This is a genomic window from Corynebacterium sp. HMSC08C04, assembly GCF_001807495.1.
Classification (GTDB): domain Bacteria; phylum Actinomycetota; class Actinomycetes; order Mycobacteriales; family Mycobacteriaceae; genus Corynebacterium; species Corynebacterium simulans.
This window is the reverse complement of record NZ_KV789229.1, coordinates 75290-91601: the sequence shown is the minus strand read 5'-3', so window position 1 is coordinate 91601 and position 16312 is coordinate 75290. Positions and strand designations below refer to the sequence as shown.

Annotated in this window: 15 protein-coding genes; 6 read left to right on the top strand and 9 right to left on the bottom strand. The window is 59.0% G+C overall.

Annotated elements, in window-relative coordinates; genetic code table 11:
* Positions 1-4 precede the first annotated feature (4 nt).
* A complete protein-coding gene (gene mqo, locus HMPREF3169_RS10360; RefSeq protein WP_070456414.1) occupies positions 5-1507 on the bottom strand; it encodes a malate dehydrogenase (quinone) in 1503 nt (500 codons plus the stop codon).
* Positions 1508-1822: 315 nt separating this feature from the next.
* Here mqo and HMPREF3169_RS10355 point away from each other — a divergent pair, with 315 nt between their 5' ends.
* From HMPREF3169_RS10355 to HMPREF3169_RS10340, 4 genes are all read left to right on the top strand, one after another.
* On the top strand, positions 1823-2857 hold the full coding sequence (locus tag HMPREF3169_RS10355; protein ID WP_070456413.1) for an alpha/beta hydrolase: 1035 nt from the start codon (positions 1823-1825) through the stop codon (positions 2855-2857).
* Positions 2858-2913: 56 nt separating this feature from the next.
* Positions 2914-4326: a mycothione reductase gene (mtr, locus tag HMPREF3169_RS10350; protein WP_070456411.1), complete on the top strand. Its 1413-nt coding sequence runs from the start codon at positions 2914-2916 to the stop codon at positions 4324-4326.
* Positions 4327-4645: 319 nt separating this feature from the next.
* Positions 4646-4999 (top strand): hypothetical protein, encoded by a 354-nt coding sequence (locus HMPREF3169_RS10345; RefSeq protein ID WP_062038504.1) that lies wholly within the window; start codon positions 4646-4648, stop codon positions 4997-4999.
* Positions 5000-5032: 33 nt separating this feature from the next.
* On the top strand, positions 5033-5470 hold the full coding sequence (locus HMPREF3169_RS10340; protein ID WP_070456409.1) for a hypothetical protein: 438 nt from the start codon (positions 5033-5035) through the stop codon (positions 5468-5470).
* 172 nt (positions 5471-5642) lie between these two features.
* On the opposite strand, the gene map is transcribed toward HMPREF3169_RS10340, so the two are convergent.
* The 5 genes from map to dxr form a co-directional block, all read right to left on the bottom strand.
* Positions 5643-6512, bottom strand: a complete 870-nt coding sequence (map, locus tag HMPREF3169_RS10335; RefSeq protein WP_062038499.1) for a type I methionyl aminopeptidase — start codon at positions 6510-6512, stop codon at positions 5643-5645.
* 79 nt (positions 6513-6591) lie between these two features.
* Positions 6592-8448 carry a penicillin-binding transpeptidase domain-containing protein gene (locus HMPREF3169_RS10330; RefSeq protein ID WP_070456408.1) on the bottom strand — a complete coding sequence of 619 codons (1857 nt, stop codon included), beginning with the start codon at positions 8446-8448 and terminating at the stop codon, positions 6592-6594.
* Positions 8449-8550: 102 nt separating this feature from the next.
* On the bottom strand, positions 8551-9714 hold the full coding sequence (gene ispG, locus HMPREF3169_RS10325; protein WP_070433246.1) for a flavodoxin-dependent (E)-4-hydroxy-3-methylbut-2-enyl-diphosphate synthase: 1164 nt from the start codon (positions 9712-9714) through the stop codon (positions 8551-8553).
* Positions 9715-9839: 125 nt separating this feature from the next.
* Entirely contained in the window at positions 9840-11048 is a 1209-nt protein-coding gene (locus HMPREF3169_RS10320) for a M50 family metallopeptidase (RefSeq protein WP_070433247.1), read from the bottom strand.
* 15 nt (positions 11049-11063) lie between these two features.
* Positions 11064-12230, bottom strand: coding sequence for a 1-deoxy-D-xylulose-5-phosphate reductoisomerase (gene dxr / locus HMPREF3169_RS10315; protein WP_070456406.1), 1167 nt, complete (start codon positions 12228-12230; stop codon positions 11064-11066).
* 158 nt (positions 12231-12388) lie between these two features.
* On the opposite strand from dxr, the gene HMPREF3169_RS10310 reads away from it, so the two are divergent.
* A complete protein-coding gene (locus HMPREF3169_RS10310) occupies positions 12389-12838 on the top strand; it encodes a DUF2631 domain-containing protein (protein ID WP_061923190.1) in 450 nt (149 codons plus the stop codon).
* Positions 12839-13008: 170 nt separating this feature from the next.
* Here the strand turns inward: HMPREF3169_RS10310 and rlmN are convergent, their stop codons facing one another.
* Positions 13009-14115, bottom strand: a complete 1107-nt coding sequence (gene rlmN, locus HMPREF3169_RS10305) for a dual-specificity RNA methyltransferase RlmN (RefSeq protein ID WP_070456711.1) — start codon at positions 14113-14115, stop codon at positions 13009-13011.
* 94 nt (positions 14116-14209) lie between these two features.
* On the opposite strand from rlmN, the gene HMPREF3169_RS10300 reads away from it, so the two are divergent.
* Complete coding sequence (locus HMPREF3169_RS10300) at positions 14210-14590, top strand: LapA family protein (RefSeq protein ID WP_061923193.1); 381 nt, start codon at positions 14210-14212, stop codon at positions 14588-14590.
* A 120-nt stretch (positions 14591-14710) separates the two neighbouring features.
* Here the strand turns inward: HMPREF3169_RS10300 and HMPREF3169_RS10295 are convergent, their stop codons facing one another.
* Both HMPREF3169_RS10295 and frr read right to left on the bottom strand, forming a co-directional pair.
* Complete coding sequence (locus tag HMPREF3169_RS10295) at positions 14711-15592, bottom strand: phosphatidate cytidylyltransferase (RefSeq protein WP_210387483.1); 882 nt, start codon at positions 15590-15592, stop codon at positions 14711-14713.
* 83 nt (positions 15593-15675) lie between these two features.
* The gene (gene frr, locus HMPREF3169_RS10290) at positions 15676-16233 is read right to left on the bottom strand and encodes a ribosome recycling factor (protein ID WP_062038477.1); all 558 of its coding nucleotides are present in this window, start codon (positions 16231-16233) and stop codon (positions 15676-15678) included.
* Positions 16234-16312: the final 79 nt, after the last annotated feature.

Genomic DNA, 16312 nt, shown 5'->3' with positions numbered 1-16312 from the left:
GTTTTTACTTCTCGTCGAGCTTGAGGGTCTTCTGGGTGTAGTCCCACATCTCGTCGTAGAGCTTCTTATCCTTGGCCAGCTTGATGCCGTAGGAAGGAATCATCTCCTGGATCTTGTCGCCCCACTGGATCATGTTCTCGCCGAAGCAACGTTCAAGCAGCTCGATCATGACGGCCGGGGTGATAGAAGCGCCCGGGGAAGCGCCGAGTAGGCCGGCGATGTTGCCTTCAGGGTTGTTAACGAGGGTGGTGCCGAACTCGAGGGAGCCGAAGTGCGGTGCAGCGGCCGGCTTGATGACCTGAACGCGCTGGCCGGCGATGACGGTCTCCCAGTCTGCTGGGTCTGCGGAAGGAACGTATTCCTTCAGCGCCTCGACGCGCTTATCGAAGTCCTTGAGAACCTCGGAAACCAGGTACTTGGTCAGGCCGAACTCCTGCACGGCAACGCCGAGGTAAGAAGGAATGTTGTCTGGGCGGATGGACTTGAAGAGGTCGAGGTAGGAGCCCTTCTTCAGGAACTTCGGAGACCAGCCACCGTATGGGCCGAACAGCAGGCCCTCCTCGCCGTCGATAACGCGGGTGTCAAGGTGCGGAACAGACATCGGAGGAGCGCCGACGGCAGCCTTGCCGTACACCTTCGCGTGGTGCTGCTTGACCAGCTCAGGGTTCTTGGAACGCAGCCACAGGCCGGAAACTGGGAAGCCAGCGAAGCCAGAAACCTCGCGGACGCCTGCTTTGCGCAGCAGATTGAGTGCGTATCCGCCAGCACCGACGAAGACGAACTTCGCGCGGACCACGGAGTAGTCACCGGTGTGCAGGTTCTTGGAGTAAACCTTCCAGGTGGAGCCGTCGCGCTTGATGTCAACGACCTCGTGGCCGTAACGGATCTCGGTGCCGGACGCCTTTGCAGCGGTGAAGAACTGCTTGGTCAGTGCACCGAAGTTTACGTCGGTGCCTGCCTCGGTCCAAGAAATTGCAACCTTCTTGGAGTTGAAGTCGCGGCCTTCGGACATCAGCGGCAGCTTCTCTTGGAATACTGCGTCGTCGTCGGAGAACTGCATGTTCGGGAACATGTGGTTGTCCTTGAGGGCCTCGAAGCGGCGCTTCAGGTACTCAACCTGGATGGAGCCCTGTGCGAAGGACACGTGTGAGACCGGGTTGATGAATGCCTTCGGGTCAGTCAGGATGCCGTTGTTGAGCTGGTGAGACCAGAACTGGCGAGAAACCTGGAACTTCTCATTAATGCCCAGAGCCTTAGAAATGTCGATGCGACCGTTCTTTTCTGGGGTGTAGTTCAGCTCGCACAGCGCAGAGTGGCCGGTACCAGCGTTGTTCCATGGGGAGGAGGACTCCAGAGCAGGTCCATCGAGGCGCTCGAAGACCATCTGGGTCCAGCTTGGCTCCAGCTCGCGGAGCATAGCGCCCAGGGTGGCGCTCATGATACCGGCGCCTACGAGGGCTACATCTACCTCATCTACAACTTGTGCTGTCTTCTTGTCGGAGGACACCTTGCTATTACCTCTTCAGATTGAAAGTTATTGCTCCTGGACAAAGCTCTCGCTGGTGAACAAGAGCCTTTAGTGTCTTACGTTCTCGCCCACCTTTTACGTTCCACTATCAGGAGGACAAAGCCTGCGGCTTTGGTCACGCAAAGGCCAGACAACTGCCCTAATCCTTTGTCGCTGACAACGGCACATAACAAGGGACGCGTCACGCATTACCAAACCACCATACGCCCTTAATGTAGAAATTGGGATTCTTCAACCGGGAAAGTGTCCGATTTTTCACCGTCCGTATCACCCCACTTTGCCTAGACTGTGCATATGACTGAGTCAACTCTGCAATGGAAACAAGACATCTTGGGCACAGGTTTCCAAGCCGCGGCCCTGCCTCTAGGCACCGACCCCGACGGCGAAGGCGAAGTCGAGGCCACCTTAATCCGCTATACCGGAACCGCGAACAACGCCGACGAAGCCACGGACCGACAAGACGCCGAGCACACCGCGTTAGATAACCGGGTCGCCGTCGTGTGGGTTCACGGCATGACTGATTACTTCTTCCAGGCGCACGTGGCAAAGCACTTCCACGAGAAGGGTTACGCGTTCTACGCCCTCGATCTTCGCAAGTGCGGCCGCTCCCGGAAGCCGAACCAGAAGTGGCATTACATCACGGACATGCACCACTACTTTATGGACTTAAACGCGGCACTCGACGCCCTCCCGCAGGACAAGGTCGTGTTCTTGGGCCACTCCACCGCGGGTTGCATCCTTCCGCTGTGGCTTGACCAGTTACGCCGTCGCGACGAGCAGCGCCACAACCGCATTGCAGGGCTTATCCTCAATAGCCCATGGCTTGACATGATGGGTGTGCCGAAGCCGGCTTACACGGCGCTCAAACCAGCCATCTTCGCTTTAGGCAAGCTCGCCCCCACTCTCCCGCTTTACGGCGGCAATCTCACAGCATTCGGTGATTCCATCCATTCCAGCCGCTATGGCGAGTGGAACTATGACCTTGAGAAGAAGCCCCTAGCGGGCCACAAGAAATATATGGGATGGATCCGCGCGGTGTTTAAGGCATTCGACGCCATCCACTCCGGCCGCATCGATGTCGGTGTGCCAATCCTGACGCTGACGTCCACCAAGTCGAATTTCAGCGCACCGTATTCGGAGGAAATCAACTACGTGGACGCGGTAATTGATGTCAAGCAAACGCAACGCTGGGCCAAGGACCTGGGCACGCACTACACGTTGCACCCGATTGAGGGCGCGCGCCATGACGTGTTCTTGTCTCGGGAGCCGATCCGCAACGAGGCCTTCCACGTAGTCGATGAATGGTTGCCGGACATACTTAAGCCCTAACTAAAACAAACTGAATAAACGCATCCTAAAACGTTTCCTAATTAATAAGGAGAAAAATGACTTCGCAAGATTCCACTTTCCCGGACGCTGAACACTTCGATCTGATCATTATCGGTACCGGTTCCGGTAACTCGATCCCTTCGGAGGATTTCGAGGATAAGAAGATCGCCATCGTCGAGGAAGGAACCTTTGGCGGCACTTGTTTGAACGTGGGTTGCATTCCGACGAAGATGTACGTCTACGCAGCCGACTTAGCGCACGCAGCGAAGGAGGGAAAGCGCCTGGGAATTGATGCGCAGGTAAATAATGTGGACTGGGAATCCATTATTGAGCGCGTCTTCGTCAACCGCATCGACAAGATTGCCGAGGGCGGCGAGGCTTACCGGCGCGGCGATGAGACGCCGAATATTACGGTCTTTGACAAGCACGCCACGTTCGTGGGCCCCAAGGCAATTGCGGTGGGCGATGAAGTGATTACTGGCGAGCAAATTGTCATTGCGGCGGGCTCTCGCCCATCTATTCCTGCGGTATACAAGGATTCCGGCGTGAAGTTCTATACGAACGAAAACATCATGCGCATGCCTAAGCAGCCGGAGAGCCTGATTATCGTGGGCGGCGGCTACATTGCCATGGAGTTTGCGCACGTCTTCGATGGTCTTGGCACGAAGGTCACGGTGGTCAACCGTTCCGAGAAGCTCCTGCGCCACTTGGACCACGACATTGTGGAGCGCTTCAACAAGCTCGCCCGTGAGCGCTTCGATGTCCACATCGCGAATGCCCAGAAATTGGAGGAAACTGCGAAAGGTGTAGCGCTGACGCTGGAGGATGGTTCCACAGTTGAGGCCGAGGCAATCTTGGTGGCAACGGGCCGCAAACCAAACGGCGACTTGATGGACTTGGACAAGGCAGGCATTGAGGTCCGTGAGGACGGACGCATCAAGGTCGACGAGTTTGGCCGCACCTCCGTGGAGGGCGTTTGGGCGCTTGGCGACGTCTCGTCTCCCTACATGCTCAAGCACGTTGCTAATGCAGAGATGCGCGCGGTCCAGCACAACCTCCTTCACTCTGAGGAGCTTCAGGCTATGCCACATGAGCACGTCCCGGCGGCTGTTTTCACCCATCCACAGATCGCCAGCGTTGGTCTAACGGAGGAAGCAGCCCTCGAACAGGGATACAGCATTACCGTTAAGGTTCAGAACTACGGGGATGTTGCCTATGGATGGGCCATGGAAGACAATTCAGGAATTTGTAAGCTAATCGCTTGCAAAGAAACCGGCCGCCTACTAGGCGCACACCTAATGGGACCCCAAGCATCGACTCTTATCCAGCAACTCATCACCGCCATGGTTTATGACGTTGACATGCGCACATTTGCTCGGAAGCAATACTGGATCCATCCAGCTTTGCCGGAGCTCGTGGAAAACGCAGTCCTTGGACTAAACTGGCAAATGACTGTGTTACGTGACTAACATCACAATTACCCCCACAAGGGAACCTCAGAAGGAGAGTTTGCCCACTTGAGCACGGGGACCATCCCGAAATCCATCATTGTAAATCCGACCGGTTACGGGGGCAGCCCCGACAACTTTCTAAATCAAATTACAAACGTGACGTGCAATTTAAGTACATATGGGCTACCTTGATTGAGGACACCGGCTCGAGCCGAAATTAAACCGGCGACCGTGTGTTTCTGGAAATCCTCTGAAAGCAATTTCGGGAGTAGTTTCCACAAAACACTTAGGTTTTCCATCGAAAGCCTTGCAAGTACGACATTTAAGGATTTTTGATATGCGTATCCGCAATGCAGCCCTCGCCGGCGCAACCGCAATCGCTGTAGCATTCGGTGGCACCACCGTTGCTTCCGCAACTGAGGCTAAGGACACCACCAACGTCAGCCTTTCCTCCAAGATTGGCGCAGCCTTGGAGAAGGACCAGAACGCTGATGGCCAGGCTATCTTCGGTTCCTCCAAGTCCGAGCACGGTGACGCTAATGAGACCGGCGAATACGAGACCCTTTCCTCCCAGCCGGCATGGGCTAAGGCTCTCTACGCCGCAACCATCATCGGTGGCGTTGGTGCCCTTCTTGGCGGCATCATTGGACCTGTCTACAACTTCATCGTTCACGGCCCATTCTCCCGCTAATCCCTTCCGTCAAGAATTCTGAAAGGTAAATAAATGCGTAACTTCCGCACTGCTGCAGTTGCTCTCGCAACCGCTACCACCGTTGCTTTTGGCGGCGTTTCCGCTGCTTCCGCTGCTTCCGCTGCTGAGCTCGAGGACGGCGGCAAGCCATACGGCTCCTCCAACTGGAGCACCTCCGCCAAGGACGGCATCGAAGCCGGCAAGAAGGTCTCCGAGAACGACAACAAGGAGCAGAGCCTGTCCTCCAAGTGGGCAGGTGAGACCGACGGCACCAAGCCGGCACAGGGCCAGAAGCTCCTCGGTTCCTCTGTAGACGACGAGACCAACCCACTTTGGGCCAAGCTCTGGCGCGATGGCACCTACGCTGCACTGGCAGCTTCCGTCATCGGTGGCCTGATCGCTGCTTACAACCAGGCTGTCTACACCGGCATTCTGCCGCAGCACATCCTGGACCCAATCTTCCGCCGCTAATTTACGGTAGAAGGTCCTAGGACTTTCAAAGCGCTGGCGCTCCTCCCCTTTTGGGGACGGAGCGCTTTTCGCGTATCTGGGCCCAGTATTGAGACGGGTCAGATAGAAAAAGTGGCGCCTTCCAAGATGGAGGGCGCCACTATATTGTGTTGGCTTAGGTTTCTAGCTTCGGTTAGTTCTCGTCTGGCAGCGTGAGGATTTCGGCGCCGTCGTTGGTGATGACGAGGGTGTGCTCGAACTGTGCGGTGAACTTGCCGTCAACGTTCTGCACGGTCCAGTCATTGTCCCAGATTTCGTAATCAAGGGAACCGAGGTTGATCATCGGCTCGATGGTAAGGGTCATGCCTGGCTCGAGGATGTCACGGTACGTGGTGGAATCGTAGTGCAGAACCACGAGGCCGTTGTGGAAGGTAGGGCCAACGCCGTGGCCGGTGAAGTCACGGACAACGTTGTAGCCAAAGCGGTTGGCGTAAGACTCGATAACGCGGCCGATGACGTTAACCTCACGGCCTGGCTTTGCCGCCTTAATGCCGCGCATCATTGCCTCGTGGGTGCGTTCAACAAGGAGCTTGTGCTCCTCAGAAACGTTTCCAGCGAGGAAGGTAGCGTTGGTATCGCCGTGGACACCATTCTTGAATGCGGTGACGTCGATGTTGACGATGTCGCCATCCTCAATCACGGTGCTATCCGGGATACCGTGGCAGATGATCTCGTTCAGCGAGATGCAGCAGGACTTCGGGAAGCCCATGTAACCCAGTGTCGAAGGGTATGCACCATGATCCAGCATGTACTCATGCGCGATGCGGTCCAGCTCATCAGTCGTAACGCCAGGAGCGACAGCCTTGCCGGCCTCCTGCAGGGCGTTAGCGGCAATCTTGGATGCCTCGCGCATGGCCTCAATGGTCTCAGGGGTCTGAACGAAAGGCTCACCCATCGCTTCCTGGACGGTTTCCTTCCAGACGTATTCCGGGCGCTCAATGGAATCCGGAACGGTACGGATCGGGGTGGGCTTCTGAGGGGTCAATTTTGCGCGATTACTCATGTTTGACCATGGTAGTCCTGTTCCCCACCCCGCGGCTAACCAGGTTAAGTGCTGCGGCTAGCGCTGGGTTGCGTGCGTGCTACTCGCCTTCTTGTGGCGCGGGAGCCGAGCCGTTGCCCTCGGCGCGGTAAGCGTCGAGCTTCTGCAGGAAGTTGTCGGTGATGTTGACCGAGGTATCGGAACCACCGCCCAAGACAACGAGCGTGGCAAAGGCGATGTCATCTTCGCGGTAACCGGTAAACCAGGCGTGGGAGCCTTCGTTGATCTCAGCCTCACCGGTCTTGCCGTAAATGGTACCGCCGGCCTGCATACCCGATGCCGTACCGCCGGTAACCACCGCGCGCATCATGTCGCGGACATTCTCCAGCACGTGAGGGTCAGGTGCCGGGGCGTCCTCAGACGCCTTCGTCTTGTGGTTCGACAGCAGAGTCGGCATCGGCGTCTTGCCGGCCGCCACCGTTGCAGAAACCAAGGCCATGCCGAACGGGCTAGCCAAGTCCGCGCCCTGGCCATATCCTGCTTCGGTGCGCTCCAACGGAGTCTTGCCCTCTGGAATGGAGCCCGTGATAGTGGTCAGCCCCGGGATGTCGTAATCAATGCCCAGGCCGAACTCCTTGCCCGTCTTCGCCAGCTCGCCTTCCTTCAAGTTGGTCGAGACCTCAGCGAAGGTGGTGTTACAAGACTGTGCAAAAGCCTGGCGCATCGGCACGCTGCCCAGCGAAAAGCCGTTGTAGTTGGTGACGGTGCGGCCAAACAGATTCATCGTGCCCGGGCACGGGACGATGGTATCTGCCGTAGCACCCTGCTTGTCCACCGCGGCCGAGGCCGTGATGATCTTGAACACCGAGCCCGGAGGGAACTGACCCTGCAGCGCGATATCACCCTTCTTGTCTGCCTGCTCAGTCTGCGCAACGGCAAGGATCTCACCGTTGGAGGGGCGGATGGCAACGAGCATCGCCTCGGAGTCAGCGCGCATGTTCACCGCTTCCTGGGCCGCGCGCTGCACATTGTAGTCCAAGCCAACGCGAATGGAGGGAGATTCCTCGGGTTGATGCAGCTCGACGTCGCTAAGCGCGGCACCGTTTTCATTGACCACCGAAATAGACCAACCAGAATTGCCCTCGACCTCATCCGAAACAATCGAGCGCACGCGCGCCAGGATATCCGGGGCCAGGCCCGTCTCCCTCGTCACCATCGCAGGCTCCTCGTTCAAACGCACGCCTTCGATGTGCTCCAACTGCGGGCGCACCTGCTCCGCCTGGGCCTCATTGAGCATCGTCACCGAGTAGCTATTGCCCTCAGAGCCCTCCAGCTCCTTAGCTAACTCCCCCGCGTCCTTCTCCGGCACGGAATCGTCCTGGGCATGCGCCTGGTTCAACGCGCTTGAAATCTTGGCAGCCAGCGGGCGCATATCCCCCGCCTTTTCCTTGTCCACCACCACGCGGTACTGCAGGCCCGGCGATAGTAGCTCCACGCCGTCGGAGGAAACCACGCTCGCACGCTTGGCGTCAATGGCGCGCAACTCCAAGTGCTGATGCGCTCCCAAGTTCGGGTGAACCAGGCTCGGCTGCCAGCGCACCTGCCAGTCCTTGTCCTTCTTGGTCAAGGTCATCTCGGTGTCGTAGCTCAAGGTGCGGTCCTTGGGCAGATCCCACGTCACCTTGTACTTGGCCGTGGCGTGCGAGTCATCCTGGGTTACATCACCAAGCTCAATATCAAGACCTTCTGCCTGCAGGCCCGAGTAGGTGGCATCCAGCGTAGACGTGGTGGCGTCCGGATTATCCACCAGCGTTGCCAGCTCATCGTTGTTGCGGGCTTCCATGTCCGCGATGAATTTTTCCGCAATAGGCTCCGCCGAAACAGGTTTCGGCGTGCACGCCACCAGCGAGCTAGCCCCAAACGAAGCCGCACATAGCAGCGCCACCATCTTTCTCATGTTTCGGCATACTAGCAGCCGAAAGGGACAAAAAGTCCGCCCCACACCGAAGCGGGAAGCGGACAATTTTTATCGTGTTTTGTGCTGAGTTTTCTGTGGGGTCTAGCGGGTTACGCGGACCTCAGCCTTGGCACCCTCGACGGCCTCCAAGCCTTCCTCGTCAGCAATGCGCATTGCTTCCTCGATGAGGGTTTCCACAATCTGGGACTCAGGGACAGTCTTGATGACCTCGCCCTTGACAAAGATCTGGCCCTTGCCGTTGCCGGAAGCAACACCCAAGTCAGCATCGCGCGCCTCACCTGGGCCGTTAACAACACAACCCATAACAGCCACACGCAGCGGGAACTCCATGCCCTCGAGACCGGCGGTAACTTCCTCGGCGAGCTTATAAACGTCCACCTGGGCACGGCCACAGGACGGGCAGGAGACGATCTCCAGCTTGCGTGGACGCAGGTTTAGCGACTGCAGAATCTGGTCACCAACCTTGATTTCCTCAACCGGATCGGCAGAAAGCGAAACGCGGATGGTATCGCCAATGCCCTCAGAAAGCAGGGCGCCGAAAGCCACGGAGGACTTGATGGTGCCCATGAACTTCGGGCCCGCCTCAGTAACGCCGAGGTGCAGCGGGTAATCGGTCTTCGCAGCCAGCTGGCGATAAGCCTCAACCATCAGGACTGGGTCAGAGTGCTTCACGGAAATTGCGATGTCGCCGAAGCCGTGCTCCTCAAAGAGGCCAGCCTCCCAGATAGCGGACTCGACGAGGGCCTCCGGGGTGGCCTTGCCGTACTTTTCGAGCAGGCGCTTATCCAGGGAACCGCCGTTGACGCCGATGCGGATCGGGATGCCAGCGTCACCGGCTGCCTTTGCAACTTCCTTGACGCGGCCGTCGAACTCCTTGATGTTACCCGGGTTCACGCGGATAGCCGCGCAGCCGGCATCGATGGCCTGGAAGATGTACTTCGGCTGGAAGTGAATATCGGCGATGACCGGGATCGGCGACTTCTTCGCAATCGCCGGCAGCGCCTCGGCGTCGACTGGCTTCGGGCAAGCAACGCGCACGATGTCACAACCGGTGGCGGTCAGCTGCGCAATCTGCTGCAGCGTGGCGTTAACGTCGTGGGTCTTGGTGGTGGTCATGGACTGCACCGAAATCGGGTGCTCGGAGCCAACGCCAACAGGGCCTACGAAAAGCTGACGCGTTTTGCGTCGCGGAGCCAAGGTAGGAGGTGGGCCGTCTGGGATACCAAGACCGATTGGGGTCGACATGAATGCTCCTTAACCAAGCATGGAATTTAAATGGGGATTTAACGTCACCACTTTAGCACCGCTTAGTGCCTAGACTCATGCCCGCCCTGCGCCCGGGACGAGCAATAGCGCTAAGCCGAAGAGGCTTAGCCGAAGAGGCGGATCGGGTTGACCACATCGGCGACGATGATGAGCGCACCAACCACCATCAGCACGGCCGCGATGGCATAAGTAATAGGCATCAAGGCTGTGTAGTCGGCCGGACCCTTCGGCTCCTTGCCAAGCAAGCGGCGGATGGCGTCGCGAATCTTTTCATAAATGATGACCGCAATGTGACCGCCATCAAAAGGCGGCAGCGGAATGAGGTTGAACAAAGCCAGGAAGAAGTTCAGCGTCGCCAGCATCATGAAGAAGGTCGACCACAGGCTACGCTCCACCAGCTCGCCGCCTACCCGGGAAGCGCCAACCACGGACATCGGACCGTTGACATCGCGCTCGTGACCAAAGATGGAGGCCACTACCCCAGGTACCTTGGCCGGGAACTGAATGATGCCGTCGACAGTCGCGTCTAAGACATAGCCCGCATAACGCGCCGTAGCCGGGAAGGCGCCGATAAAGTCATGCTTTTCCGTGGTATCTACCGGCTGGTTGACCAGGCCGATGGAGCCGGCGTCGACAAGCGCGCCCTCCTGATTCAAACGCTTGACCGAATCCAGAGTGATCTCCAGCGTCTTGTGCTGGCCATCGCGCTCGACCTCGAGTTGCACCTTCTCCCCCGGGCGCGGGAAGACCTCCTCGCGCAGCTGCGCAAAGCTTTGCAAAGGCTTGCCGTCCAAGGCCACGACGATGTCGCCGACCTTCACTCCAGCCTTGCCCGCAGGCCCCTCGCCCTGGCAGTCCGCAAACTCGCCCTGCTGGTTCTGATCTGCTGAGCAAACCACCTCGCCCACTCGTGGGCGCACGTCTGCATCCGGGTTCGGAATGCCCGCCGTCATGGCGATGAGCAGCAAGATGACAAAACCCAAAAAGAGGTTGACCGTGATGCCGCCAGCCAACACGATGACGCGCTGCCATGCCGGCTTTTTGTACATCGCATGCGGCTCTTCCTCCTCCGTGAGGAAGTCATCTTGTTCCGTCATGCCCGCGATGTCGCAGAAACCGCCCACCGGGAAGGCCGCTAGGCCGTACTCGGTGTGCCCGCGAGTAAAGCCCGCGATCTTGGGGCCAAAGCCGATGTAGAAACGGCGCACGCGCATGCCGAAAGCACGAGCGCTGAACATGTGTCCAGCCTCGTGCAAAGCAACGGTGATACCGATTCCCAGGGCGAATAAGACGATGCCCAGGATATTTGCCATAGTGGTGAAAGCTTTCTAGTTAGCCAAAGTGTCCACCAGCGCGTTTGCGCGCCGGCGGGCCTCGCCCTCAACGGCGATTACATCCTCGACGGATGAGGGTACACCAGCGAACTGGGAGGCCTCCCCCACGACCTTGTCAACCACGTCGACGATCTCTGGGAAGTGGATGCGGCCTGCCAAGAAAGCCGCCGCAGCCTCCTCGTTCGCGGCGTTGTAGACCGCCGGATGCGTGCCACCCGCCTCCGCCGCGGCGCGGGCAAGGGAAACGGCGGGGAACGCGGCGTCGTCAAGCGGCTCAAAGTGCCAATCGTGCGCCTTGGAAAAATCGAGCGCCGGCTGCGCACCGGGCACGCGATGCGGCCAATCCAGCGCCAGGGAAATCGGCAGCTTCATCGAAGGTGGCGAAGCCTGGGCAATGGTGCAGCTATCCTTGAAGGTAGCCATGGAATGAATGATGGACTGCGGGTGCACCGTAACGTCGATGCGCTCGGGGGCAATTTCGAAGAGCAAGGTGGCCTCGATAAGCTCCAAGCCTTTATTAATTAAGGTCGCGGAATTAAGCGTATTCATCTGCCCCATGGACCACGTGGGGTGCTGCGCCGCTTGCTGCGGGGTCACGTCCCACATCTCCTCACGCGTGCGGCCGCGGAAAGGGCCACCCGACGCCGTCAACACGAGTTTATCCAGCTCCCCTTCCGCGCCGGAGCGCAGGCACTGCGCCATGGCGGAATGCTCGGAATCGACCGGGATGATCTGGCCCGGTTTTGCCATGCGGGTGACAATATGGCCGCCGGCCACCAGAGATTCTTTATTGGCCAGGGCGAGAAACGCCCCCTGCTCCAGCGTGGCGATGGTAGAGCGCAGGCCCATCGAGCCCACCAAGGCGTTGAGCACCTTGTCTGCTTCGACTTCGCGCACCAACTGCTCAGCGGCATCCGCGCCCGTGCGCACCGGGCCTCCCAAGGCTGCTGAGACTTCGCGTGCAGCCTGCTCACTCGCCACCGCCACGTGGTCAAACGAAAGATTGAGAGCACGGGCCTGCTCTATCACTAATTGCGGGTTGGAACCGCCCGCGGCGATGCCGACTACTTGGAATTTATCCGGGTTATCGGCGATAACTTCCAGTGCCTGGGTGCCGATGGAGCCCGTGGACCCGAGAATAAGAATGCGCTGTGTACTCACCTCTCCAACCCTAGCGAGCCGCGGCCAAAATAGGGTGAGCGAAATTGCCGGGGGTGTTTCTTCGCTAACGCGGCGAGGATGATTTAAACTACTACACAGAATAAATGGCATTTCATGTGCGCGCGCAGAGTGCGCCATGTACACGCAAAGGAGAGCAAGTGTCTTCCCACAAGCCGGCACCGCAGGTTTTCGACGGCGTTTCCACTGAGGACGTCCCGTCCGCAGGTTTTGGTTGGTCCCGCATCAGCCGCTCTGGCGTTCAGATCGCTGGCTGGATTTCTGTACTCTTCCTGCTGGCCTACAACTTCGGTAACCACAAGGGCCACGTTGAGACCGTCTGGCTCATCGCTCTTGCCGTCGTTCTTGCTCTGGGCCTTATCATCTTCGCCCTGCGCCCGAACCTCTCCCAGGTGCGCACCGTCACCGCTCGCAACCAGCCGGTTGGCCACGTTGAGCCGGACTGGGTATATGACCAGAAGACGGTTTCCGGCTCCTACGCTGAGCTTAACGACGCAGAGCTGCGCGCCCTGAACATCGACCCAGCTCGCGTTTCCCACCTGCGCGTCGAGCGCGGCACCGCTCGTGCAGCCCGCAAGGCAATGCACTAAGCGCATACGCGAAATACTCCCCGCCACCCACCTTGTTGTTGGGTGACGGGGAGATTTTTATGCGCTCTTTAGCTGAAGCGCCGCCCAAGGCGAGCTTGGGGCGGCGTGAGTGGATTGGGCGGCGTAAATGGGTTGGGCGGCGTGAATGGCTCGGGTGGATTGGCCGAGCTTTAGGCGGACTCGCGCTCGTCGGCAGCGAGCTGGCCGCAGGCGGCGGCGATTTCATCGCCCTTGGTATCGCGGACGGTGCACGGCACGCCTTGAGCGATGACACGGCGGACGAACTCGTCCTGGCGGTCCCTCGGTGCGGCGTCCCACTCAGAGCCCGGGGTTGGGTTCAGCGGGATGACGTTGACGTGCACCTTGGAGCCGAGCGCGCGGTGCAGCTTCTGCCCCAGCATGTCGGCGCGGAAGTCCTGATCATTCTTGTCACGGATGAGCGCATACTCGATGGAGACGCGACGGCCGGACTTGTCAGCGTAGTAACGAGCGGCGTCGAGGACCTCCTCGACCGGCCAGCGGTTGTTGACCGGAACCAGGGAATCACGCAGCTCATCGTCTGGAGTGTGCAGGGAGACTGCCAGGGTGCAGGAGAGGTCTTCGTCGGCAAGCTTGCGGATAGCTGGAGCAAGTCCCACGGTGGAAACCGTCACGTTGCGCTGGGAAAGGCCAAAGCCCGTCAAGTCCTGGCCGGTTATCTGGCGCACGGCGTGGACCACGCGCTTGTAGTTGGCCAGCGGCTCGCCCATACCCATGAACACCACGTTGGACAGGCGGCCGCCTTCTTCCTCCATGAGCTTGGCGGCGTGGCGGAACTGCTCCACGATCTCTGCGGTGGACAGGTTGCGGTCGAGGCCGCCCTGACCGGTAGCGCAGAACGGGCACGCCATGCCGCAGCCGGCCTGGGAAGAAATACACAAGGTGGCGCGGCCCGGGTAGCGCATGAGCACAGACTCGAGCATGGTGCCATCGTGCAGGCGCCACAGGGACTTGGTGGTCTCCCCGTCATCCGTGGAGGTCTGGCGGATGGGAGTCATCAGCGTTGGGAAGAGACGCTCCTGGACTTCCTCACGCTTGCCGGCCGGGATGTCCGTCATCTCGGAGACACCCGCGGTGCGGTGTACGTAGTAGTGCTTTGCCAGCTGGTTCGCGCGGAACTTAGGCAGGCCAATTTCCGCGAGGACGTCAATGCGCTCGTCGTGGGACAGATCCGCGAAGTGCTTCGGCGGCAAACCGCGCCGAGGGGCGGAGAAATTAAGTTTCAATGCTTCAGCCATGGTTCCGCCCATTTTTCCACGTTTTCGGCACTTTTACCCAATTGAAACCGAGGCGAAGTGGCACAATCGACAGCTCGCAGGATTAAATAGACATATGACACAAAACGAATTCCCCGCAGACGAGACCGCCTACGCGCCAGAGACCACCGCTGATAACACCACTGGCACGCACACCGAAGTTGAGTCCACTTACTCCCAGCAAGAGGACACGAAGGTCAAAGGATCTTTCGCAGCTTCCACCTGGGCCGCACTGATCGTGGGATTCCTGCTGCTCATCGTCCTCATCGTCTTTATCCTGCAGAACCAGCAGAAGGTGCCGATGAACTTCCTGAACTGGTCGGGCGAATTCCCGGCTGGCATCGCCTACCTCATCTTCGCCATCGCCGGCGCACTGATCATGGCACTGGTTGGCATGTGGCGCATGTTCGAGCTGCGCCGCCAGGTGCGCAAGCAGGCCAAGGCACGCAACCGCTAAATACCCAGCGAGCCAAACACTAATACATTAAAAATCTCCTCCCGCATCTTCTTAAGTCACGCTCGACGCGTGGCCGGAAGAGAGGGAGGAGTCTTTTAGGTTTTGCCTTCGGCTAAAAATTTAGAAACCGTGGAAATTAGCCAAGAAGTTCACGGCCACCCAGGTCACCATGGCGGAAGGAAGCATGCCGTCGAGGCGGTCCATCAGGCCGCCGTGGCCGGGAAGAATCTGGGACATGTCCTTGATGCCCAGCTCGCGCTTAAATTGGGATTCCACGAGGTCCCCCAAGGTAGCGCAGAACACCAGCCCCAAGCCCATCAGGCCGCCTACCCATGCATCGTGGTGCAGCAGCAGCTTCACGCTAAGGGCGCCGGTGACAACGCCAAAGATGACCGAGCCGATAAAACCTTCCCACGACTTCTTGGGGCTTACCGCAAGGGCCATGGGGTGGGAGCCGAACATCACGCCAGCTATGTAGCCGCCGGTGTCAGAGGCCACGACGCAGAGCATGAAGGCCACAATCGACGCCGCGCCAGAGGCGAACGGAGTCTCCACGCGAGACAGCATCGCCGCAAACGTGGCAAACAAAGGAATCCAGGTCAGGACGAAAAGTCCCACGGCCATATCGCGCAGATAGTTAATCGGCGGGCGATGCCGGCCGTTGTGGAAGAGGCGGCCAAACATGAGCGCCAAGACGGCGACGACGTAGACCGCCACGAGGCCGGGGGCTCCCAGCGGCCAGGAGACCCAGAGCATCGCTTGGCCCAAGACGATGAGCAGGGTGCGAGGCATAAAAAAGGAATGCTCGCGTAGGCGCGTGAGTACTTCCCACATTGCGATAGCGACGGCTACTGCCACGACCATGTACCAAGCAAAGGCACCGGCCCAGACGGCAAAGACAACGAGTGCGCCAAGGCCCACGCCTACCCCGACCGCCGCAGGCAGGTCACGGCCCGCGCCGTTCTTCGGCTTGGGCAGACGACGATTCGACTCGCTAGTCACGCGCGCTCCTTCCACAGGAAGATGGAATACTCACAAAAAAGCGCCGCCGAGCTGATAGAGCCCGGCGGCCAGGTTCGAGGTACTTAGACCTCCATCAACTCGTTTTCCTTGTTGGCAACGAGCTTGTCCACCTGGTCGATATAACCCGCAGTGGTCTTTTCCATTTCCTTTTCGGCTGCAACGACTTCGTCCTCGCCGGCGTCGCCGTCCTTCTGCAGCTTCTTCAACTGGTCCATGGCCTTGCGGCGGATGTTGCGGATAGCAATCTTTCCGTCCTCGCCCTTGCCCTTTGCCTGCTTGACGAGGTCGCGGCGGCGCTCCTCAGTCAGCTGCGGGATGGTTACGCGCAGAACGTGGCCGTCGTTGGTTGGGTTAACGCCCAAGTCGGAGTTGCGGATGGCGTTTTCGATCTCGTGGATCATGGACTGCTCATAAGGCTTGATGAGCATCATGCGTGGTTCCGGAACGGAGATGGTAGCCATCTGGGTGATCGGGGTCGGCGCACCGTAGTACTCAGCAACCAGGCCGTTGAACATAGCCGGGTTTGCGCGGCCGGTACGGATGGTGACCAGCTGCTCGCGGGTGTGCTCCACCGAAGCGGTCATGTGCTCTTCTGCTTCGAGCTGGATCTCGTCGATCATTGGGTTAAAACTCCCCTTTTCGAATTTAAGGTAACTGGGATTGAATCTAGCAGGATCGCACGCCTTCTGGGGCGAAGGA

What these genes read in the sequence shown, in the direction of transcription:
- HMPREF3169_RS10355 (WP_070456413.1), top strand. Translation starts at nt 1,823, where the DNA reads ATGACTGAGTCAACTCTGCAATGGAAACAAGACATCTTGGGCACAGGT.
- mtr (WP_070456411.1), top strand. Translation starts at nt 2,914, where the DNA reads ATGACTTCGCAAGATTCCACTTTCCCGGACGCTGAACACTTCGATCTG.
- HMPREF3169_RS10345 (WP_062038504.1), top strand. Translation starts at nt 4,646, where the DNA reads ATGCGTATCCGCAATGCAGCCCTCGCCGGCGCAACCGCAATCGCTGTA.
- HMPREF3169_RS10340 (WP_070456409.1), top strand. Translation starts at nt 5,033, where the DNA reads ATGCGTAACTTCCGCACTGCTGCAGTTGCTCTCGCAACCGCTACCACC.
- map (WP_062038499.1), bottom strand. Translation starts at nt 6,512, where the DNA reads ATGAGTAATCGCGCAAAATTGACCCCTCAGAAGCCCACCCCGATCCGT.
- HMPREF3169_RS10330 (WP_070456408.1), bottom strand. Translation starts at nt 8,448, where the DNA reads ATGAGAAAGATGGTGGCGCTGCTATGTGCGGCTTCGTTTGGGGCTAGC.
- ispG (WP_070433246.1), bottom strand. Translation starts at nt 9,714, where the DNA reads ATGTCGACCCCAATCGGTCTTGGTATCCCAGACGGCCCACCTCCTACC.
- HMPREF3169_RS10320 (WP_070433247.1), bottom strand. Translation starts at nt 11,048, where the DNA reads ATGGCAAATATCCTGGGCATCGTCTTATTCGCCCTGGGAATCGGTATC.
- rlmN (WP_070456711.1), bottom strand. Translation starts at nt 14,115, where the DNA reads ATGGCTGAAGCATTGAAACTTAATTTCTCCGCCCCTCGGCGCGGTTTG.
- HMPREF3169_RS10300 (WP_061923193.1), top strand. Translation starts at nt 14,210, where the DNA reads ATGACACAAAACGAATTCCCCGCAGACGAGACCGCCTACGCGCCAGAG.
- frr (WP_062038477.1), bottom strand. Translation starts at nt 16,233, where the DNA reads ATGATCGACGAGATCCAGCTCGAAGCAGAAGAGCACATGACCGCTTCG.